The 20,184-nt window shown below is 58.8% G+C and carries 19 protein-coding genes and 2 pseudogenes; 8 read left to right on the top strand and 13 right to left on the bottom strand.

The genetic code is table 11. From position 1 onward, the window contains the following. The first annotated feature begins 52 nt into the window (after positions 1-52). Positions 53-2,986: a FimV/HubP family polar landmark protein gene (locus BLP65_RS16000; RefSeq protein WP_092999230.1), complete on the top strand. Its 2,934-nt coding sequence runs from the start codon at positions 53-55 to the stop codon at positions 2,984-2,986. Between the two features lie 72 nt (positions 2,987-3,058). Here the strand turns inward: BLP65_RS16000 and BLP65_RS15995 are convergent, their stop codons facing one another. From BLP65_RS15995 to BLP65_RS15980, 4 genes are all read right to left on the bottom strand, one after another. Continuing rightward, positions 3,059-3,910, bottom strand: coding sequence for a DUF6920 family protein (locus BLP65_RS15995; RefSeq protein WP_092999228.1), 852 nt, complete (start codon positions 3,908-3,910; stop codon positions 3,059-3,061). Continuing rightward, entirely contained in the window at positions 3,910-4,890 is a 981-nt protein-coding gene (locus tag BLP65_RS15990; RefSeq protein ID WP_092999226.1) for an Acg family FMN-binding oxidoreductase, read from the bottom strand. The genes BLP65_RS15995 and BLP65_RS15990 overlap by 1 nt, the downstream gene beginning before the upstream one ends. Positions 4,891-5,422: 532 nt before the next feature. Beyond that, entirely contained in the window at positions 5,423-5,875 is a 453-nt protein-coding gene (locus tag BLP65_RS15985) for a DUF1294 domain-containing protein (protein WP_217632031.1), read from the bottom strand. Positions 5,876-5,908: 33 nt separating this feature from the next. Then, on the bottom strand, positions 5,909-6,484 hold the full coding sequence (locus BLP65_RS15980) for a GNAT family N-acetyltransferase (protein ID WP_175452625.1): 576 nt from the start codon (positions 6,482-6,484) through the stop codon (positions 5,909-5,911). A gap of 203 nt (positions 6,485-6,687) precedes the next feature. Here BLP65_RS15980 and BLP65_RS15975 point away from each other — a divergent pair, with 203 nt between their 5' ends. Beyond that, positions 6,688-7,641: a DUF5996 family protein gene (locus BLP65_RS15975; protein WP_092999224.1), complete on the top strand. Its 954-nt coding sequence runs from the start codon at positions 6,688-6,690 to the stop codon at positions 7,639-7,641. Between the two features lie 65 nt (positions 7,642-7,706). Here the strand turns inward: BLP65_RS15975 and BLP65_RS15970 are convergent, their stop codons facing one another. After that, on the bottom strand, positions 7,707-8,198 hold the full coding sequence (locus BLP65_RS15970; protein WP_245688388.1) for a GNAT family N-acetyltransferase: 492 nt from the start codon (positions 8,196-8,198) through the stop codon (positions 7,707-7,709). A 1,051-nt stretch (positions 8,199-9,249) separates the two neighbouring features. Between BLP65_RS15970 and BLP65_RS15960 the strand changes: the two genes are divergently transcribed. From BLP65_RS15960 to BLP65_RS15940, 5 genes are read left to right on the top strand one after another with little or no spacing between them, the layout of a single operon-like run. Continuing rightward, complete coding sequence (locus BLP65_RS15960) at positions 9,250-9,519, top strand: metal-sensing transcriptional repressor (RefSeq protein ID WP_092999220.1); 270 nt, start codon at positions 9,250-9,252, stop codon at positions 9,517-9,519. A 16-nt stretch (positions 9,520-9,535) separates the two neighbouring features. Then, positions 9,536-10,411, top strand: coding sequence for a HupE/UreJ family protein (locus tag BLP65_RS15955; RefSeq protein ID WP_217632030.1), 876 nt, complete (start codon positions 9,536-9,538; stop codon positions 10,409-10,411). Between the two features lie 17 nt (positions 10,412-10,428). Then, on the top strand, positions 10,429-10,779 hold the full coding sequence (locus tag BLP65_RS15950) for a DUF6488 family protein (RefSeq protein WP_217632029.1): 351 nt from the start codon (positions 10,429-10,431) through the stop codon (positions 10,777-10,779). 6 nt (positions 10,780-10,785) lie between these two features. Then, positions 10,786-11,124: a hypothetical protein gene (locus BLP65_RS15945; RefSeq protein WP_092999242.1), complete on the top strand. Its 339-nt coding sequence runs from the start codon at positions 10,786-10,788 to the stop codon at positions 11,122-11,124. Between the two features lie 28 nt (positions 11,125-11,152). Further along, positions 11,153-11,596: a hypothetical protein gene (locus BLP65_RS15940; protein WP_092999218.1), complete on the top strand. Its 444-nt coding sequence runs from the start codon at positions 11,153-11,155 to the stop codon at positions 11,594-11,596. A gap of 197 nt (positions 11,597-11,793) precedes the next feature. On the opposite strand, the gene BLP65_RS15935 is transcribed toward BLP65_RS15940, so the two are convergent. The 8 genes and pseudogenes from BLP65_RS15935 to BLP65_RS15890 form a co-directional block, all read right to left on the bottom strand. Next, positions 11,794-12,681 carry an LOG family protein gene (locus tag BLP65_RS15935; protein ID WP_092999216.1) on the bottom strand — a complete coding sequence of 296 codons (888 nt, stop codon included), beginning with the start codon at positions 12,679-12,681 and terminating at the stop codon, positions 11,794-11,796. 21 nt (positions 12,682-12,702) lie between these two features. Then, positions 12,703-13,125: a hypothetical protein gene (locus BLP65_RS15930; RefSeq protein WP_092999214.1), complete on the bottom strand. Its 423-nt coding sequence runs from the start codon at positions 13,123-13,125 to the stop codon at positions 12,703-12,705. 53 nt (positions 13,126-13,178) lie between these two features. Continuing rightward, on the bottom strand, positions 13,179-14,573 hold the full coding sequence (locus BLP65_RS15925; protein ID WP_092999212.1) for an MBL fold metallo-hydrolase RNA specificity domain-containing protein: 1,395 nt from the start codon (positions 14,571-14,573) through the stop codon (positions 13,179-13,181). A 336-nt stretch (positions 14,574-14,909) separates the two neighbouring features. After that, positions 14,910-15,521 carry a TetR/AcrR family transcriptional regulator gene (locus tag BLP65_RS15915; RefSeq protein ID WP_092999208.1) on the bottom strand — a complete coding sequence of 204 codons (612 nt, stop codon included), beginning with the start codon at positions 15,519-15,521 and terminating at the stop codon, positions 14,910-14,912. Positions 15,522-16,070: 549 nt separating this feature from the next. Further along, positions 16,071-16,358: pseudogene (locus BLP65_RS15910) on the bottom strand (GIY-YIG nuclease family protein). Positions 16,359-17,430: 1,072 nt separating this feature from the next. Continuing rightward, positions 17,431-17,874, bottom strand: coding sequence for a hypothetical protein (locus tag BLP65_RS15905; protein WP_092999206.1), 444 nt, complete (start codon positions 17,872-17,874; stop codon positions 17,431-17,433). A 517-nt stretch (positions 17,875-18,391) separates the two neighbouring features. Further along, positions 18,392-18,718 (bottom strand): hypothetical protein, encoded by a 327-nt coding sequence (locus tag BLP65_RS15895; protein WP_092999202.1) that lies wholly within the window; start codon positions 18,716-18,718, stop codon positions 18,392-18,394. A 90-nt stretch (positions 18,719-18,808) separates the two neighbouring features. Then, entirely contained in the window at positions 18,809-19,330 is a 522-nt protein-coding gene (locus BLP65_RS15890; protein ID WP_217632027.1) for a hypothetical protein, read from the bottom strand. A gap of 628 nt (positions 19,331-19,958) precedes the next feature. Between BLP65_RS15890 and BLP65_RS17265 the strand changes: the two are divergent. Next, positions 19,959-20,184: pseudogene (locus tag BLP65_RS17265) on the top strand (group II intron reverse transcriptase/maturase); the annotation flags it as partial.

Below are 20,184 nucleotides of genomic sequence, written 5' to 3'. Positions count from 1 at the left end.
GTGGGCATGAAGGATGTCAGTCGCGGGTTATTAGTAGCTACTTTGGGGAGTGATGATGGTGCGCAAGCTGGTTCGGACGCTGGTGTCTCTTTCGCTGGCAACACCGTTATCGGTATGGGGCTTGGGGCTGGGTGATATTCACCTGTACTCCGCACTCAACGAAAAGCTCAATGCCAGGATTGACCTGTTGTCAGTGGAAGAGGGCGACCTGGCTAGCATTGAGGTCGAACTTGCCTCTTATGATGCGTTCAACCGCGTCGGCATCGAGCGGGTCGGAAGCCTCGCGCTACTCGATTTTGTGGTGGAGAAAGGCGCCAACGGCAAGCCCCATGTTCGGGTCACTTCCAAACAGGCGATCCGTGAACCATTTCTGGATTTCCTCATCGATGTGGAGTGGCGCTACGGCAAGCTGCTCCGTGAATACACCCTTCTGCTCGACCCGCCCGAAATCGCCAAAAGCCGTACACCAAATGCGGTAGCGCCCGTCGCCGCTGCCCCGGCCCCTACCGCCGGTAAGGCGACGGAGCAACGCACATCGAAGGAACAACGCACCTCACAGAGCGGACATGGAGATGATGCCCTTGTCCATGGTCCCATAAAGGCCGATGAGACCCTCTGGTCCATTGCCAGGCAGCTGCGCAAGGACAGCGACGTCAGCATCCAGCAGATGATGATCGCTCTGTTCCGGGCCAATCCCGATGCCTTTCTCGACAACAATATCAACAAGCTGCGCAAGGGTGCCATTCTGCGCCTCGATGATGCGGCCAATGCGCGCGAACTCAACCAGGCCGATGCGATACGGGAGGTCGCCCGCCAGTCCCGGGATTGGGACCAGATGAAGGCATCGGTGGACGAGCAGAGTGCAATTGACGGCTCGCCGGAACCGGAGTCTGTCTCTTCGGTGGCCACTCGGGAGGAGGCCAAACTGAAGCTGTTGTCCCCCGAAGGGCAGGCAACCGAGGCCGGAGGAACATCGGAAACGGGTGGGGCCGACATCCAAGAGGTCCGCAACGAGTTGATGCTTGCGCTCGAAAAGGCAGAGACACAGCGTCAGGAAAACGGCGAGCTTCGCGAGCGGTTGGAAGAGCTTGAAGGCCAGCTTTCAGCGATGCAGCGCCTGTTGAGTCTCAAGAACAATGAAATGGGGCAGATTCAGGGGCAGTTGGCTGAAAATGACTCCGAAGAGGGCGTTCCTGACGAAGGGTTATCCGACCCGCAGTTGGCACAGCTTGAAGCGAAAAACGAAACGCTCGTTGCCGAAGACGCAGTAGAGGCGCAGCCGAGCAGTGAGTCGACGGAAAAAACCGAACCGCAAGCCAAGCCAGAGCCCAAACCCGAACCGAAGCCCGAACCCAAGCCCGAACCCAAGCCACAACCCGCGCCGGAACCGTTCCAGGTCGGACTTATCGATGAACTCCTGGCCAATCCCTACACGATCGGCGGCCTCGGCATAGGCATCGTTTTGCTGGGCCTGCTAGCCATCGTGATTCGCCGGCGCATGAGTGGCGGCAGCTTCCAGGAGAGCATCCTCACCGGCGGTACCTCGTCCATGCTGAGTACGAAGGGTGGCGAAGGGGATTCCTCGATGGAAACCTCGCTGCTCAGCGATCTGGCGGATGATGGCATGGGCGGCATGCCGGCTGAGGATTCCGAAGTGGATCCCATCACCGAAGCCGATGTCTATATGGCGTATGGCCGCCATCAGCAGGCCGAAGAGTTGCTCAAGGATGCCATCGAGCAGGAACCGGAGCGTCATGAGCTACTGGTGAAGCTGATGGAGATTTACGACAAGACCAGAAACAAGAAGGCATTCCTGGCTCAAGCCGGTGCGGCGCATGCGGCTCTGGGAGGTACCGGACCGCTATGGGACAAGATCGCCGCCATGGGCCATGAGCTGGCCCCGGAGCACGAACTGTTCGCGGAAGCACCAGAGAATTCGGCGGTCGCCGAGGAGTCATCAGAAGAGACGGCAACAGGTATCGACGACGTACTCGATATCGGACTGGACCTCGACGCCCTGGCGGCGGAGATGGAGCCCTCGGGCGAGTATGGGAGCGGTCAATCCGCGGATTCCCAAGCGGGTGATTCGGAGTGGGACCTTGACCTGGGGATGGATCTCTCCGACCTGGAGGATGAGGATGAACTACCGGACCAGCGCGCTGGCAGCAAGGGTTCGGAAGTGGCGGAGCCCGAAGCAGCGATTTCTGCCGATGCTCACGACCTTGATTTCGAAATCGGCAGTGAGCCGGATGCTGTCGAACTCAATGAATCGAAGGAGTCCGAGATTGGCGATTTCGAAGAACTTGATTTTGGATTCGACACGGACGATGACAGCTCTCTCCCGGAGGTGAAGGAGACTGCCGTCGCAGCCGGGGGCGATGAAGGCGAAGAACTCGACTTTGGGCTGGACGACACCGAATTAGGCCACTCCGAAGACGCCAAGCCGGCCAGCGAAAAAGCGGGCGTCGAAACCAGTGCTGAAGACAATGGTCTTGAGTTCAACCTCGAGGATCTCGACTCTCCCGAAGAGCAGGGCGAAACCACCGCCCAATCGGAGGAGATCGAGCACGACGAAGGCGCCGTTCTGGACTTTGATCTCGGGGATTTCAAACTCCCGGATGAAGGTGATGCTGCCGGATCGGAGTTCGCCGCCAATGAGATCCCCTCAGTGGGCGAACCGGAAACTTCAGGTGACGATCCCGTTCTCGATTTCGACTTGGGGATGGACGAAGACTCATCGGCATCCGCCGAAACGCCGGAGGTGGACTCCGGGTCGGAGGAGGGGCTGGATGACTTCGATCTCGATCTGGACGAGGAGTTTGGCAGCGGGCTTGATGAAATCGGTACCAAACTCGATCTGGCGACTGCCTATGTGGAGATGGACGATGCCGCAGGTGCCCGGGAAATGCTGGAAGAGGTGCTCAAGGAGGGTGACGCCGAACAGCAGCAGAGGGCGCAGCAGCTACTCGATCAACTGGCTTCGTAAGAAGGCGTGTTTTTGCTGCATCCCATTCCCTCAAGACTGCCACATGGTCAACGCCCCCGGGAAGGGGGGCACTCAGTCGGCAAACTCATAACGGATTTCCTCAATCCGGCCGCGCCAGTAGGGCCGCGCACCCTCAGGCAGTAGCCACGCCACCTCGCCTTGGAGCGGCACCCGCATATCGCCGCGCACGGCGTAATCCCGAAAGCGCCCCTGCCAGGGAGTGGGAACGAACCGCTTGCCCACTCTACGGCTGCGCGCATTCGCGCTCACACTCTCGATCAAACCCTCCTGGTCAAAACGAAACAGCATCGTAAGCACGACCTCGCCGTCGACCAGTGTACCCCGGGCCGAGTGGGCATCGACCGCCTCCCATCGAACCCCCTGGCTGGGCAGCAGGGCGGTCGGATACCAGGCGGCCTCGGCAAAGAAGCGCATCAGTTCGCCCTCGGCCACATCACGGAAGCCCCGCAGGTCCACCACCGTAAACAGGCCCAGCAGCGCCGCATGCAGCACACCTTCACCGGCGACATAGGCATCGTGCACCCGAGCTGAAAGCCCCGGCATCACGCCGATCCGCCCGTTCCAATCGAACCCCGGACGCCGCGTGACCACATACTGATCGGATGTGAACGGTTTCCACTGCGCCTTTTTGGCTCCCATATCGAACGTCCCGCGGTGGCGTACACGCACACCGCTTACCATTGGCGCTTCCTCGTTCAACACCCGTCGAAAATAGCGTTGAACCGGGATCGGCAACCCTTCGAGTTCCCGGAAATCGACCCGCGACGGTTCGATGGGTGAGCGGGCCGCCTCGATTCGCCGGCGTAACCTTTGCGTCTCCCGAGTCCAGCGGTGCGTACCCAATGCTGATGCCGCCCAGGAGAATGCGGCCAGTGCCACAACGATGCCACCGGCCATGATCATCACCGGCCACTCTCCATAAATTCGACAACGGCATCCACGGGGCGCCTGGGAGGAGCGGGTTCGGTATCGACGGGTTGACCGAAACGCAGGAGAATCTGCGGGAACCCGCCGCCTTTGAGCAGCTGGGCGAGTCGGGGCCGGAGTTCCGCAACTTCGATCGGCTGGTTGAAATAGGAGGCTTGCAGACCGTGCCGAGTGGCCACCAGAAGGGCATGTTGGAGTGCCTGACCCGCCAGCAGCCAGTCCCGCGGGCCATCGCCATCCGTGCCCAGCACGGCAAGCAGCGGAGCCGCCTCCACCAGTGCCCGGTTCTTCGCACCGACTGACCGCCCCATATCCCGGTGCCGAACCACCCACCGGGTCACCGGTGCCGCCAGGGCCGGGAGCGTCAAGCCGTCACCGCCGTGCCGCGGGCGCATCCACGCGGCCAGCTCGCGTCGCCAATCGGGGTCACCCCACTGTTTCGCATCGCCTGCGGCCACGAGGCTCGCGGCCTGACCTCGAACCGATTCGCTCAGCAGTGGCCGAAGCCAAGCGCCTTCGGCCTTCGCCGCACTGACCAGGTGATCGCGTGTGGTCGAATCCACCGGCTTGGCTGCGAAGCGTTTTCGATAGGTACGGCGGCGCGCAAGGGAGTCCCCAAGTCCGGCTTCCCAACCAAACACTCGCGACTGCTCGCAGAAGGAGGCGCGCGCCAGCCAATCGGGCGCATCGCTGGAGGGAAGAAGCTCAATCCGCAGCACCTCGCCGCGAACCGCAGCGGCCACCCGGAGGTTCATCAGGGCGCATCCACAGCTTATCGTCAACTCCCGATCCTCCGGATCATTGACGGGCAGTGCGCGGGAGCGATCGGCGTAAAGGTCAATGGCCGATTCAGAGATCCGGAAGAGCCAGGGTTGGGTGTTGTGGCTCGACGGCGCCAACACGGCTTGGTCAATCAACGCGAATGCGCGTTCGTTTCGTCCTTTCGAAATCTCCATACGAATGCTTCACCTGGCGGCTCCGTAGTTCCCTTCAACAGAGTATGGCGCAGGTTCGGGCTACGCTACGACGCAAACGCCGTGCTGACCCGTGTGCGCTCACTCGGCAGTAGCAGCGCATCGTCCGACGCATCGAACCGCAGTACCTCTACGCCTTCAGGATCATGCTCTCCTTCGCGCACCACCAGCTGGTGCGCGAAGGGGCGGGCTCGGCAGTGAACTCACGCTTTAGTGACACTAAATACGTGTTCCAGGTTGGTGTCCATGCATGTAGGGGCGACGGAAGTCGCGATAACGCCGAATCGCGGCTTCCGCCGCTCCTACAGGTATCTCGGTATGTCACCGAAAGAGCGTGTTGGACACGTCGGAACAGCTATTAAGCAATAAGTGACTGGAGCGTGGCCAGGCCTTCTGGTGTAAGCAACCAAACGAACGCGGCACTATTTAGCAAAACCGTCATCCAAAAAACCGTTTGGAACGACGGCTTTTTCGACTTGTGACGCAACTTCTGTTGCGCGACAAGCGCGCCTGGTCAGCCACCCGCTAGTGACAGCAGATGAAGGGTGCTCTCCTGCGTTCGCCAGCCTCCCTTCTGAGCTGCCGATTTGTCGGCTGCATAAACAATGAAAGTGATCAGGCTAGCGATAATATAGAGAGTGAGAACGAAATGCGGAATCTTTGCTGTCGCAACTAAAACACCGACAATGACGAGAAAAACTGCCCCTCCAATCGTTGACAGCGAACTATCCTTCCTCTGTGTTTTTCGCGGCAGGTGATCACCGGCCAACGAGGCCTTTAGCGCACATGGTCGCCCCTGCTTGTCAGAAGACAGGGCGAAAGTTACCACCTGATTGATCTTGGGCCGCCGACCAGCGTTACTGAAGGCCTTGATATGAATGAAGACCCGTTCTCTCCCGGTATACGGCTCGATAAAGCCGTAACCCTTCTCATCGTCCCAGAATGCTATTTTTCCTTTTATACGCATACCGCTTGTACCTGTTTTTAGGGAACGCAAAGCTCAGTCAGGGAAGGCCGGGTCGCGGCCTGACGTCGGCTGCAGCGACGTGTTGTGCCGTTCGGTCCACTCTTCACGCGTCAGTCGATACAGCCGTACTGGTTTTCCATGAAACGTGACCTCGCGGAAACCGCAGAACCCGGCCTTTTCGGCGACGCGCAGTGAGGCAACATGTTCCGGCTCGACAATTACCACTACCGACTCGAATTCCTTGATCCCGAACGCATGGGCAAGGACCGCCCGCGTCGACTCTGTTGCGAGACCGCGCCCCCAGTAGCCCCGTGCCAGCCGATATCCGAGATTGACTTCCTCAGCATCGCCGACACGCTCCGGGCCTACGCCGCAGAACCCAATGAAGGCGGACGATTCCTTGTCGATGAGAGCCCATGGACCAACTCCATGCGATTCGTAGCAGGCCAAGCACCATTTCACGAATTTCCGAGTCGCCGCCTCGTCGCACACGCCACGCACTGAGTGCTTCATGACTTCCGGATCGCTGAGAATCCCGGTCAGTGCCGGCACATCATCCAAGGACAGCGGCCGGATCAGCATCCGCTCTGTTTCCCCAATAAGCACCATTGACTCGTTCCGCATAACGTCTGCCCATGATACCGGCAACAAACGGCTTTTAAAGGAGCAATTCGGGCGTCGGGACGGTGTTGCCAGTTGTTCGGTAGCGGCTAATGGTGAACCCGTTCCTGCACGTGACCCCGTTGCTGACCGGTAGGCTACGGGCTGGGGGATGCGGTGCTACAGTTTAGGCGTGCGAATCGGGTGCCCTTATGAGTTCTTCGTCCCAGTCTGAAAATCCCTGGCCGACGCTGCCCCTCGAGGCGTGGGCCGATACCTGCGCCACCTTGCACCTCTGGACGCAGATCGTGGGCAAGATCCGTCTCTCCCGAAGCCCCTGGGTGAACCATTCCTGGCATGTCACGCTCTACGTCACTGCCACAGGGCTCACCACCTCGCCGATTCCGTATGGCACGCGCACCTTCCAGATTGACTTCGACTTCATCGAGCATCAGCTGATCATCCGCACCAGCGATGGACGCAGCGCGCGCTTCGCGCTCGTGGCGCAGTCGGTGGCGGCCTTCTACACGCGCCTCATGGAGGGACTGACCCGCCTGGAGCTACCGCTGACCATCCACCGCATGCCGAACGAATTGGTCGATCCCATTCCGTTCGATGAGGACGACACCCACCGATTCTACGACGCGCAGTACGCCAACCGCTTCTGGCGTGTGCTCGTGCAGGCGGATCGCGTGTTTAAAGTGTTCCGTGCCGCGTTTGTGGGTAAATGCAGCCCAGTGCACTACTTCTGGGGCGCGGCGGACCTGGCGGTCACGCGCTTCTCCGGACGACCGGCGCCGCCGCATCCCGGCGGAGTTCCGCACATGCCGGACTGGGTCACACGCGAGGCGTACTCGGCGGAGGTCAGTAGCTGCGGCTTCTGGCCCGGCGGGGGAGCGGTCCCGTATGCGGCGTTCTACGCCTATGCCTATCCCGAGCCGAACGGCTTCGCGGCATCAAATGTCCGTCCGGCGGAGGCGTTCTACAGCACCGAGCTCCAGGAGTTCGTTTTGCCCTACGAGGTGGTGCGGCAAGCGGCTTCGCCCGACGAGACGCTCCTCGCTTTCCTTCAGACCACCTATGAGGCGGCGGCCGATCCGGGGAAGTGGGACCGCAGTGCGCTGGAGCGCAGGGCTGATCCCGGTGCGGCCTCTGGGCAGGTGTGAAGGCACGGTCGGACTCGCCCCGACGACGGCAATCCAACCTCCGGAGCCGGCAAGGCAGGAAGTCGCTATCGAGCCCTGCCTTCAACCGATTCGGCAGAAATGTTCTTCTCCATACGAAAGTTTTTAAGCACGACGCCTCTCCGCTCGACGAACCGCTCTTCCGTTACCCGGAACCCCATTAGCTGAAATAGCGGACGCGCCGAGATACTCACATCAGATTCAAGTCGTATGGCACCATGACGCACAGCCCACGCAGATGCGAATTCGAGCAAGGAACGACCGATTCCCTTCCGCTCATGTGCGGGATCTACGTACAGCAGATCCACGTACCCACTCTCTTCGACTCGAACAAAACCGCCGACTTGGCCTTCCACAACCGCCAAAAACACCGCGCCGGTTTCCAGTCGGCGGGCCCATGCGTCCAAGTCGGGTGAGACCGGTGCCCACGCTTCCACTTCGTCCGGCATGTAGTTGCGAAACGCAATTTCGCGCACAGAGCGATTGAAACAAGCCAACACAGCCTCGAAATCGTTATCCTGATAAGGTCGGATTTCCACAGTGTCCTAAGTAGAACGTTTCACTAGAGCGAAGGGTTTTCCTGGAGCGTAGCGAAGCTGCGCGTCCGAGTGCACGCACTTGTCGGACAAGACACTAATCTGCATACGGCTTCTGGTACGTGGAGCCCAAAATGGCCCTGAATCCTTTGCTCGTCGATTTTGACCACCTTGCCCAAAGTCTTCGCCTTCTTGTTATCCTCTGTCATGGTGGTGGTCTCCTCTGTGGCGGCGGTTAGATCTCGACAATCCAACTTAACCACATGGGCCACCGCCTCTTCAAAAGTGCGAAAAATTACGTTATCCGTCGAGTAGCCGCGGCACGTTCCTATGCTGTTGTCGTTACGAGGAGCCTAAGCGACGAAGTAATCTCTATTTTCAACCCCAAGATAGCCGCGTCGCTGGGGTTTGGCTTTGGCATCCTCGATAATGGGTTCCAGACATTCTCTACTACCGCCTCCATGGCGGCATGCGTCGCTCTACCGCCTGCATCCCTGTAGGCGTCCTCCTGACGAACTTGCCCCTGCTGTCATTACGAGGAGCCCCAGCGACAAAGTAATCTCTACTCCCAACCCCGAGATTGCCACGTCGCCTGGGGCTCCTCTCAATGACGGCTAAATGTTCGTCGCTGATTCGGGCTTACGCACGCTTCTCCGGACGAGGGTTCGGGGGGCATCGGCGGGAAAATCGAGTTCGATCCCGTTTGCCTGCCGCCGGACACCAAGCCAGCCGCTGCGGGTGGAAAAGCGCGCCTCGGCGTCGGCTGCAGCCGGCCCGTCTCCAACAGCACGTGCGCGTTCGGTTTCGAGGTGAATTTCGGTCCCATGCAGACACTTCATGACGAGGGCGAGCAGGCACGCGCGCACGCGCTGTGCCGGGAGCAAACGCCAGGCGCACAGGCGATGAGGAATCCCTTGAAAAGGGGACAATAGGGCCCGGCCGGGAGCCTCGCTCCGGCCCGATCGTCCCCACTTCGGCCACGCCGTCATTGGTCTTGACAAACCTATCCCCCCCCATAGGATAATCTTGCCCCCGTTTGGCCGGAATCTCTAGCATGGTTCATATGCACGAATCGCACCCCGACATCATCAAGCGCCTCAAGCGTGCCGATGGGCACTTGCGGAAAATCATCGACATGATCGAGGAGGGGAAGCCCTGTCTTGAGGTCGCTCAGCAACTGCAAGCGGCCTACAAGGCTATTGGCAATGCTAAGAAGGTATTCGTGCAGGACCACATCGAGGGGTGCCTGACGGGCGATGTTGATTCACCGGCCGAGTTGAAGAAAAGCCTGCGGGATCTGAAAGAAATCTCAAAATACCTGTAACCAGAGCGAGGGCGTTATGAAGAAGTATCTGTTCGGGCTCATCGGTCTACTGTTTGCTTCGAATGCAGTGGCTCATGGAATGTCCGCCAGTGACAAGCAGCGCATTCTGGATGCGGGACTCATGGAGTATATCGAGTTGGGCGCCAGTCACATGCTGACGGGCTACGATCACCTGCTTTTCCTCTTCGGCGTGATCTTCTTTCTGACGCGCTTCAACGACATCATCAAATTCATTACGGCGTTCACCCTGGGGCACTCCATCACCCTGATCTTCGCCACCCTGTACGGGATTCAGGCCAACTACTATCTGGTGGATGCCGTGATCGCCTTGACCGTATGCTACAAGGCTTTCGAAAACCTAGATGGGTTCAAAAGGTACCTCAATTCCCGGTCGCCGAACCTGACCTGGATGGTTCTCGGCTTCGGCCTCATCCATGGCTTCGGCCTCTCCACGCGGCTACAGCAGCTGCCGCTCGGGGATGAGGGCATCGTAATGAAGATCATCGCCTTCAATGTGGGAGTGGAAGTCGGTCAGATCGCCGCCCTCGCCATCATGCTGTTCCTGCTCTCGGGTTGGCGCAAGACCGAGTCCTTCAGCCGGTTCAGCCGTGCGTCCAATATAGGCCTGATGCTGACCGGTGGGCTGCTGCTGATGATGCAGTTGCACGGCTACCAGCACACGACCTTTACGGAAGAGTTCCCCCTGAACCGGGATGACCATTCACACGTCCACGAGGACATGCAGGCGGCGACCCTGCCCGCGGCTCTTGAAAGTTATCAGCAGCCGATAAGCCTGAAGCCGAAAGCTACGGAAACAACCGACACCGAACCGGCTCCCGCGGCTGCACCGTCGACTCACAGCCACGAGGGCGGTACGCCCCACACTCACTGACTTCAGGATAAGACGACATGATTAGAAAAGCGTTAACGATTTTCACTCTTCTGTTTCTCTTTCAAGCGCCAAATGCTCTGGCTCACGGCGGCGGTCATGGCCCCATCGATGAGGGGCAGGCGAGGGCGTTAGCGGCGGACGTCACCCACCAATTCGCCGATTCCGACCCTGGACTGGGTTTCGGCACGCTGGCAGCAAGTTGGAAGGAAATCGACCCCGAGGCGGTCAAAATGCATGTCAAAGGAGCGGGCTACTACATCGTGTCCCTGGAAAACAAAACGGAAGGCAAGACGCTCTACATCCTGATGTCGGCCACCGGTTCCGTCTTTGATGCCAACTTTACTGGTGAATTTCCCAAGGTGAAGTAAGTGCCCATGACGCTCACCCTCTTAAAAGTCTTTACGGCGGCGGCCGTGATCGCCTTTGCGTCATGGCTGTCCGGCAAGAAGCCTGAATTGGCGGGCTTCATTGTCGCCCTGCCGATAGCCTCGATCATCGCGCTCGCCTTTTCCTACATCGAGCATCGCGATCCCGAGGCAAGCATCACCTTTGCAAAAAGTATCCTGGTGGGTGTTCCGGTCTCCTACCTCTTCTTCGTGCCTTTTTTCTTCGCTGAAAAGCTGGGCAACAGTTTCATCCTGAGCTACGTGGTCGGCCTGTTACTGCTGGTCATCGGATTCTTCCTTCATCGCTATATCATGACCCTCATTTAGACGTTAGGGGAATTACAGGAGATTCGTCATGAAAAAGGTTGTTGTTACGAGCCTTGCTGTTCTACTGACTACCCTTTCTCACGCACAAGGAAAAGATGCCGAGGCGCTGGTCGCCGGCAAACAGAAGGCGGACATGACTTACCTGCAGCTAATGGAGATCATGGGCGAGGCTTCATCGATGATGCACAAGGGCGTGCTCAGGCAGAACAAGCAGATGGTGAAGGAGGGGGCGGATATCATCCTGACTCATCCCGCACCGAACCACAAACCGTGGACGATCATGGCCGAAGAGGATCAGGCCGGTTTCAAAAAGAGCCTGCTGGCCTACGACCAGCTCCTCGACACAAAGGCGGGAAAGGTCGTCGAGGACGCAGACCAGGGGGCATGGACGAAAGCGAGCAATAGCCTGAATGACCTGAATGCCACTTGCCTTTCCTGTCACGCGATGTGGCAGGAGAAGGTCAAAAGGTAGGGTTGTTTGGCTTCACTGCTGGCGCACGCCGCTTGGGGACCCCGGGTTTTGAAAAGTTGACTGATCCCATTCAAACGCCGGCAGCACCTTCTTTGTCGAGCTGAGCCAAGGCCGGAGCGAGACAGCAAGTGCTCGTCAACAATGCAAGTGTCGAAGGGACAAACGAGCGCGGGGAGAGAAGGAGAACGCCCGCATGCCTATTCACCGGCGGACATGGATTCCGGCGGTTTGCCTCCGTAAAAGGCTTCCAGTACGGCAATGATTTCTTCTGCTGTGTCTACGCGGGTGAAAAGCCGCGCGTCTTCAGTGCTGATGAAGCCCTCGTCCACCAGGTAGTCAAAGTCAACGGCGCGGTGCCAGAACTCGCTGCCGACAAGCACGATGGGAATGCGTGCCATCTTGCCGGTCTGCACCAGGGTCAACACCTCGAACAGTTCGTCGAGCGTGCCGTAGCCGCCTGGGAAGGCGACCAACGCCCGCGCGCGCAGCAGGAAGTGCATTTTACGTACGGCGAAGTAACGGAACCGGAATGCGAGTTCCGGGCTCATGAAAGGATTGGGCTCCTGTTCGTGCGGCAAGGTGATGTTGAGTCCAACGGAACGCGCCCCGGCCTCGAAGGCCCCCTGGTTGGCCGCTTCCATGATGCCCGGACCGCCTCCGGTGACTACGACGAAATCCTTGCGCCGCTCCTGTTGGAAACGGGATGAGACCATGCGCGCGAAGCGTCGCGCTTCCTCATAGTAGCGAGCCTGGGCGAGCTGGCGCCTGGCAGCGGCCAGTTCCTCCGCCTGTTGCGGCCCGGCCTGCCCGGCTCGCGATTGGGCCTCCAATTCGGCAAGGCGTGCTTGCGCCCCTTCCCGGGAGAGGATGCGTGCGCTGCCGAAGACCACCACGGTGGAGCCGATCTCCTGCTTGCGTAGCTCATGTTCCGGCTTGAGCAGTTCCATTTGCAGACGCAGGGGACGCAGGTCGTCCTGGGATAGGAATTCGGTGTCTTCGTACGCCAATCGATAGGCTGGCCCGCGCAGGATCGCCTCGCGCAGCGCCTGGCATTCCTTCTCGGTGGGTGTGTCACCAGTAGGCATGGTCAGAATCTCCGGCGACGCTCACGATCGCCCGCCAGCGCCAACCGGCTGCATAGTGGCCGCCACGACGCCGAACCATACCATCGCCAGCACCATGGCGATGCCGCCGACGAGGACAAGGACAGGCGGCACTCCCAAGACCACTTCGGCAAGGATTCCGAGTGGCATCAGCATACCGGCCAGCGCCAGCCATGAGATCCATTTAGCCGAGAACGCCCGGATCGGAAGCCGCAACAGCAGATAGCCCACGACCACATTGATGAACGCGAACAGGTTGCCGTGCACGTGCGCCAAACGCGATTCGAAATGCTTTCCGACCGCATAGTCGGCGATCCACTGCGCCTTGCCGGGCGCAAAGTCGCGCAGGTAAATCAGGATGAAGCCATAGGCCATGAAGGCCGCTAGAAACAGAAAGCCCGTTGCAATGTTCTTCTTGCCTTGCATGCTTTTCTCCTTGTCGTACCAGTTAATGAGAATGGAAGGTTGCCCGGCGGCATTCACAACATCACGCTCTGCCCGGGCTCGGGCACCGTCACCGTCCAGCCGCGCTCGGCCCGCAGGTGTTCGGCAAGCCCGAGCGCCGCCGCCTCCTCGCCGTGCACTACGAAGGTACGGGCGGGGGGCTTGCGGAAACTGCCTGCCCATGACAATAGGGCTCGCCGGTCGGCATGCGCGGACAAACCGCCTACGGTATAAATCTCCGCCCGGACAGGGATGTCTTCGCCGAGAATACGCACCCGTTTTGCGCCATCGACCAGACGTCGGCCGAGCGTGCCTGTTGCCTGGAATCCGGTGATCAGCACGCTGCATTCGTGCCGGGGCAGGTTGTGGCGCAGGTGGTGCTTGATGCGCCCGGCATCACACATACCGCTGGCTGAGATGATGATGGCGCCCGAGCGGATCTGGTTCAGGGCCTTGGACTCGTCGACACTCGCTGTGAAACGGAGATAAGGCAGGTTCTTGCCTTCGGCGTGCCAGGTCGAGAGCTCCTTCGCCGCTTCATCGAATAGGTCCAGATGTTGCCGGGTGATGCGGGTTGCTTCGGTGGCCATCGGCGAGTCGACGAAAATTTTCAGGTCGTTCAACCGGCCGTCACGGGCGAGGCGATGCAGATGGTACAAGACCTCCTGCGTGCGGCCGACGGCAAACGCGGGCACGATGACATTGCCCCGTTCCAGGGTGTGCTCGACAAGCCCGATCAGCTCCTCGCGGGTGGTCGCCAGGTCCTTGTGGTTGCGGTCGCCATAGGTGGACTCGATAACCAGTATGTCCGCCTCCTCGATGGCCGTGGGATCACGCAAGATCGGTCGTCCCGGCTGGCCAAGGTCCCCGCTGAAAACAAGCTTGGTCGTCTGGCTTCGTTCGGTAACCCAGAGCTCAATGATGGCCGAACCGAGAATGTGGCCGGCATCGCGAAAACGGCAGCGCACGCCGGCGTGAGGCGTCAGCTCCTGATCGTAGGCGATGGAATGCACCTCGTGCAGGCATTCTTGCGCATCCTGCATGGTGTAGATGGGCGCGAGCGTCGTGTCCTTGCCACGCGTCTTCCTGGCACGGCGCTCGGCGCGCTTGGCATCACTCTCCTGGATGTGTGCGCTATCGGGCAGCATTACATGGAGCAGGTCTGCAGTCGCGGCGGTGGTATAGATCGGCCCTTGGTAGCCTGCACGGGTAAGCTTGGGCAGCAGGCCACTGTGGTCGATGTGCGCATGGGTCAGCAGCACGAAATCGATCGACTTCGGGTCGAATGCGAACGGCTTGCGATTGCGGGCCGGCGCCTCGCGTCCGCCTTGCACCATGCCGCAGTCCACCAGGAAGCGGGTGTCTGCCGACTCAATCAGATAGCAGGAGCCAGTGACTTCGCGGGCTGCGCCGAGAAAGGTGATATTCATCGAGTTACTCCTTGTGCGGCTTTTCGCGCCTGATCGAGCCAGGGAGCCTGGTGCTCCTCGCTCTTCGCACATTTCTTCCAGCCGTTATGGTTATTCGTTTCCATGGGTGACCGGCCATTACCTATGTCGGCGGAGAGTCAGGTCCGGTCGTCCATGTGTGCGAAAGGGATGACGCCTGATACAGTGCAGGACGAATCGGGCACGACTCCACCTCGGTTTCAGTCACCGCCACCGCCGCCGGCGGTCCTGAGCGCAGGGCGACATAGACCAGAAGAGCCAAGAGCGGAACGATGACGGCGATCAGTGCCAGCGTGCGGCGTTGGAAAGGAATTGTTTTCACCTTTCTTCGCTCACTATGCCGCGCAAATAAATCGCGAAGACCCGCGGCGCATCACGGCGTATGCGCCCAACGTCGCCCGCCAGCAGCGTCTGCATGACCAATCCCTGGATCATGCCGGTCAATAGAGTGATGGCAGCCTCGGCATCAAGCGCTGCCGGTAGCTGTCCTGCTGCCTTGCCTTCCTCGATCGAGTGATGCAGACGTTCGCCATAACGGCGGATGAGCGTCTGCACCATGCGCTTGGGTGCGGTCATCTCGGCACGCTGCAACTCGCCGAACAGCATGCGCGGCACGCCCGGATGCTCGGTGACGAACTCCACGTGCGCCATGAACATGGCCTCGACAGCGGCAATAGGAGACGTAGCCGCCCGGGCGGCCTTATCCACGCGGGCGAGCAGCCGCTCCGCCACCCACTCCATAACCGCCTGCAGAATGGCGTCTTTGGTCGGAAAGTGTTTGAACAGAGCGCCTTGGGTGAGGCCCATGTACTTGGCAATCGCAGTGGTCGTGATTTGGCTTGGATTCTGCTCGGCCGCCAGTTGCACGACAGCCTCGACAGTGGCAGCACGGCGCTCATCTGCAGGTAGGTGTTTTCGATGCGGACCCATGGTGGCCTTAGTAAAGTAAGTGACTTATTACTATCTTACCCGTGCACTGTTGCCTGTCAAGACGTTAGGGGCGAGAGTGTCTCGCGTCGAAATCCGGACTCGCTCTCCGGTCTTCGATTTCACTAGAAGGCGCACGATAACCACCTGACTTCGCCGCCCCGAGCCCTCAACCTGCGTGCGAAAATTGCCCAAAGGCAGAATGCCAATGACTGCGTTCCGTGCTGGGTAGGGCTACCGTCAGCTCCTCGACACAAAGGCGGGAAAGGTTGTCGAGGACGCAGATCAGGGGGCATGGACGAAAGCGAGCAATAGCCTGAAAGACCTGAATGCCACTTGCATTTCATGTCATTCGATGTGGCAGGAGAAAGTCAAAAGGTGAACTTGTTAGGCTTCATGGCTGGCGCACGCCGCTTGGGGGACCCCCGGGTTTTGGAGTAATCGATGGCGAGCCCCGTCATTTCCGCGAAGGCGGGAATCCAGAGGTCACTCTCATCAGGCAACTACCTGCCAAAACCGCGAAGGCTGTCGGCGTAACCGGAGGTGCGTGCCCTAAAAAGCAATCTCGGGATAAAGGTCCCGCCACTCGGGATCGCCTTTCTCAATTAACGCCAACTTCCAGCCACGATTCCATTTTTTGAGCCGCTTCTCGCGCACAATCGCGCCGACCATGTCCTCGTGTAGCTCGAAATAGACCAGGCGATGAACCCGGTATTTCTTCGTGAAGCCTTCGGACACATTGTTCTTGTGCTCTCAAACGCGTTTAACGAGGTCGCTGGTGACGCCGATGTAGAGCATTCCGTTGCGTCGGCTGGCAAGGATGTAGACAGCAGGTTGCATGGGCTTCCTTTTCCGTGTGAATTCCCGCATCCAGCGGAAGTAGTACGCCGGGGCATTCAGGATATGAAAAACAGGGAATACACTAAGCCGTTCTGGACCAGGGAATCAATGGACGTTCGTTTGGTGATCGTTTGAGCGTCGCGGCCCGTGTGGACGGGTGCGGGGTTCCAAAATGTCGGGTCTGGATTCCCGCCTTCGCGGGAATGACGGCAGAGGGTTGCGGGAGTGACGGCACCGGAAAGCCAATTCAGGACTGTTGCAATACAGCTTGTGGCTCAGTAGGCGCCAGGGGTTGGGTCCCGAGCCTCGATGTGAGGCCGACCCGATGCCTTGATCCTGATGGTGACTGGCGCGGATCAATCTCTTCTGATTGCGCGACCAAAACGAATGTAGGGGAAAGACCTGCCCCCTCTTTGCGGCTCAGTGGCCCTGGCGCAGCTTGTCGTAAAGCAGTGTCCACGCAAAGATCAGCAGTAGCACTGGGCCGCCCAGAAGCATCTGTAACGGAGCCGGAAGAGGGAAGCGACTTTTGGAAGTGGGCTTGCGGGCACCAAGGGGAGTGACACACATGGCAATTCACCTGAATGGGCCAGTCGCCCCGACAGCGCCTTTTGGACTGGCGATTTTGGTTATTCAAAAAATGGAGACAGTCTTGGATCTGGCCTATCGCGGCGCCTTAAGTGGTCGGCCAAGTGATTCCTTTACGATATCAAATATATACCCCCGGCTTATAGCCCCCGATCTCTTCTGGTCGTCCGGACAACTAATATAGCTGTTCCGAAATCGTGTCCAACACGCTCCTTCGGTGACATACCGAGATACCTGTAGGAGCGGCGGAAGCCGCGATTCGGTCTCGCGGGCCACTTCGGTGCCGCGTCCCACCACCTCGCCATGGTCCTGGTATATGCGCACCAGTCGGAGTTTCCGGTGACAATTGAGAATCATTTTGAATCTCGTTTTTCACGGCCACCTTTCGACCCCTTAAATCTCTCTCCTCAATCCCGCGAACCGGGCGCTCTGGCGTGCGTATTTGGCTGGGGCCCATGTTGTTGGTTAATTGCCTGCGATTTGTTCAAGGCCGACTTGGTTGTGTTGCCAGCAAGTCCCTGGAGACCCGCTTCGCATCCGTGGCGATAACACCGTTTCCAGAAACTCGAACAAATTCGAGATAGTCGCCCGAGGGGGCGATGTAGAAATGGTTGACCGTCGTGACGTCCAGTATCATCGAACCGGAGCAGTTTTCGTCCACCGTGTATGAGCCGGTGGTGAACCGTTGGGCACGCTCGACGGAACTCGTCCAGAGGACGGTGGCTTTCCCCGCACCGTCGAAGGACATAAATCCACCGGAGGCATAGGGCTTTCCGTCCCTGTAGCCTTGAATCGAATAGAGATAGCTGCCTTGGAGGGTTTGGGCCGAACAGCGGTCGGGCGATTTATCGACCGGCGCTGCCATCGCGTTGAAACTCGTGGCCGTGAACAGAGTTATAACAGAAGCGAGCAACACGGGTTTGTTCATGTCGGATCTCCTTCGCAATGGGTCGACTCATGGCTCGGCTGTCCTGTTGCTGCCAACCAGTTTAGCTGACGGGCACCCTGCGGGAAGGGCGGTTCAAGTCATGCGTTGTGGACGCGGAGGACTGACTGCTTACCCGTCAGCGGTACATCGAGCTCAACCCGGTACGGGCTGCGGCAGCGGTCTTGCGACCAGTGCTTTTGGGCGTCAGGGACTTGCCGGTCAAAACCTCAAGCCGTTCGACAAAAGCGGCATTCCCGAGCGGCCGTCCTGTCCTTGTGTGCTGTTCGATCAGCTCCCCTTGATCCCGATTCTGACTGGAAAGATACCCAGCCTAATCGGAAATCCGGTCCAGCATGGCCCGACTCTTACTAGCTGATCGTCTTTACCCGAAAGATGGGGCAGGGCACTCGACCACTTCCAGTCGGCCGGATATCGACAGAGTCCCGCCTTGACGGGGTTGAGCTCGACATAGCGAACAGTGGAGAGTAAATACTCCTCGTCCATGACTAACGACACCTTACTGAACATCAAGGCAGGCGCCCTTGCAGTATTCGCTCTGGTAATCTCTTGCCTTATCTAGTGTTTCTGGCCGAACCCCTTCGCTTCTTAGCTGGCCTGAGACCCACGTTTCCATGAAGCGAAGCGCCTCTTCTTGCCTTCCTTCTCGCAGAGCTTTCATGGCCTTGAGGTTCATGACAGCGCCGAGATCCTGTTCCGAATGCAGTAAGAAGAAAGCGGTGTCTATCTGTGCCTGTGTTCCTGAGTTGCCAAGAACGTATCCAGCTGCCAAAGCGGCACTGACCAGGAAGCCAGAAAAGACATGGAAGATCTTCTCTCTATTCATGGGGCATAACGCCAGCCATAGCCGGCGGCAAAATGCTGCATAGCGAGGAACGAGCGGCGCAGCTGTTTGCCGTCCGAGTTTATGGCATTGTTATGGCCTGCTTTGAAATATGGGATGACCATACTCGTTTTCCATCCAATCACGGATTTTTTGACGTTCACCCCAAAGCTCCCCCAGGTTAAATTTAGTTCCGTGAATGCTAACTACATATTGTTTTTCAAAACGTTCGTTCCGATTCTCTGGAGCCAAAAGAACAGCAAAAATTAGCCCAATGATGAAAGAGGGTGGAAGGTTCCACGTTTGCCCGATACTAACCCCGTTGTGATTATTGAAATTGATCCGTTGGTCGAGTTCACCTTCGTGAGCTATCGACGTGCGAGCAAACTTATAAATTGCTTGAGGAAACGACACGCCATCACACTCAACACGGAAGATATTGCGGGTTGCAATATGACTGATGATATCTAGCTCATCATCAAGAAAGTTGCGGATCCTGGCTCCCACTCCACCATTAGGCCTGCGTCGCTTTGCAGTTTTATCAAGTGCTGGGAAATAGTGAATCAGAGCGGATTCATAGTCATTGGCCTGAAAAGCTGCAATGCAGGATTCCATCCTTCGACTGATTGAGCTAGTTGACATAAGGCTCGACTATTCCTTTTTTGCCATAACGCCGCATTCAGCGGCTTGTCCGCTGCAATGCTTTGTGTACGCCCGACATGGGCATGAACTGATGGGGTGAAAGTCCCCTGTAGGAGTACCTGAGATGTCCTTCGGGACGGAAATAACTACTAGCCGACGGCAAGGGCAGCCCCGCGAGGGTCTGTCTGGAGGAAGCCCGAGCGCAAAAGTGCGAGCCGACGGACAGAAATCGCATAGAAGGCTCAGTCCCCGGGCGAGTCAGCACAAGATGACGAAGCCCATCAGGTGCAGGGGATAGGGTAAATGCGGCGGCTGTGCACTGAAAGTTCATGTCCTTATTCGGGGAGGTCTGCCCGACTCCGCGATGTCCTACGTTACGGCCAGTATAACCAGATAGGCCACTGGTTGACCAAGCCTTGGCGCCCCGGCCTGCCGTCAGCCGGGGCGAGCGAATCAGGCGGCAAGCCGTTACGTAGCGACATAGCGCGCTGGGGAGCAATTTCCAGCGTGATCGGGCAGAAGTCAGCAGAGGTCATAGTAATCGCGGTATCTGGAGCGATGCCGCGGTGAAGGACCAAACATGAGAAAACAAGGAGGAGCCGTGAGTCACTCGTCACCATCGCCGAACCCGACCGGGGGAGATGTGTCGCGGCGTGGCTTCATGCAGCCAGCCTTGCACGAGGAGTTGATGGCGCGGGTGCTGGACAGTGCCAACGTGCGCCGCGCATGGAAACGGGTGAAGGCCAACAAGGGGACGCCCGGCATTGACGGAATGCCCATCGAGGACTTCCCCGCGTTTGCACGCGTGCACTGGCCGCACATCCGCC

The sequence above is a fragment of the Thiohalomonas denitrificans genome (assembly GCF_900102855.1).
GTDB lineage: Bacteria > Pseudomonadota > Gammaproteobacteria > Thiohalomonadales > Thiohalomonadaceae > Thiohalomonas > Thiohalomonas denitrificans.
The sequence above is the reverse complement of the archived record's forward strand: the minus strand, read 5'-3'. Positions and strand labels throughout refer to the sequence as shown.

Coding starts and splice junctions, on each gene's coding strand:
- BLP65_RS16000 (WP_092999230.1), top strand. CDS start 53: ATGATGGTGCGCAAGCTGGTTCGGACGCTGGTGTCTCTTTCGCTGGCA.
- BLP65_RS15995 (WP_092999228.1), bottom strand. CDS start 3,910: ATGATCATGGCCGGTGGCATCGTTGTGGCACTGGCCGCATTCTCCTGG.
- BLP65_RS15990 (WP_092999226.1), bottom strand. CDS start 4,890: ATGGAGATTTCGAAAGGACGAAACGAACGCGCATTCGCGTTGATTGAC.
- BLP65_RS15985 (WP_217632031.1), bottom strand. CDS start 5,875: ATGCGTATAAAAGGAAAAATAGCATTCTGGGACGATGAGAAGGGTTAC.
- BLP65_RS15980 (WP_175452625.1), bottom strand. CDS start 6,484: ATGGTGCTTATTGGGGAAACAGAGCGGATGCTGATCCGGCCGCTGTCC.
- BLP65_RS15975 (WP_092999224.1), top strand. CDS start 6,688: ATGAGTTCTTCGTCCCAGTCTGAAAATCCCTGGCCGACGCTGCCCCTC.
- BLP65_RS15960 (WP_092999220.1), top strand. CDS start 9,250: ATGGTTCATATGCACGAATCGCACCCCGACATCATCAAGCGCCTCAAG.
- BLP65_RS15955 (WP_217632030.1), top strand. CDS start 9,536: ATGAAGAAGTATCTGTTCGGGCTCATCGGTCTACTGTTTGCTTCGAAT.
- BLP65_RS15950 (WP_217632029.1), top strand. CDS start 10,429: ATGATTAGAAAAGCGTTAACGATTTTCACTCTTCTGTTTCTCTTTCAA.
- BLP65_RS15945 (WP_092999242.1), top strand. CDS start 10,786: ATGACGCTCACCCTCTTAAAAGTCTTTACGGCGGCGGCCGTGATCGCC.
- BLP65_RS15940 (WP_092999218.1), top strand. CDS start 11,153: ATGAAAAAGGTTGTTGTTACGAGCCTTGCTGTTCTACTGACTACCCTT.
- BLP65_RS15935 (WP_092999216.1), bottom strand. CDS start 12,681: ATGCCTACTGGTGACACACCCACCGAGAAGGAATGCCAGGCGCTGCGC.
- BLP65_RS15930 (WP_092999214.1), bottom strand. CDS start 13,125: ATGCAAGGCAAGAAGAACATTGCAACGGGCTTTCTGTTTCTAGCGGCC.
- BLP65_RS15925 (WP_092999212.1), bottom strand. CDS start 14,573: ATGAATATCACCTTTCTCGGCGCAGCCCGCGAAGTCACTGGCTCCTGC.
- BLP65_RS15915 (WP_092999208.1), bottom strand. CDS start 15,521: ATGGGTCCGCATCGAAAACACCTACCTGCAGATGAGCGCCGTGCTGCC.
- BLP65_RS15905 (WP_092999206.1), bottom strand. CDS start 17,874: ATGAACAAACCCGTGTTGCTCGCTTCTGTTATAACTCTGTTCACGGCC.
- BLP65_RS15895 (WP_092999202.1), bottom strand. CDS start 18,718: ATGAATAGAGAGAAGATCTTCCATGTCTTTTCTGGCTTCCTGGTCAGT.
- BLP65_RS15890 (WP_217632027.1), bottom strand. CDS start 19,330: ATGGAATCCTGCATTGCAGCTTTTCAGGCCAATGACTATGAATCCGCT.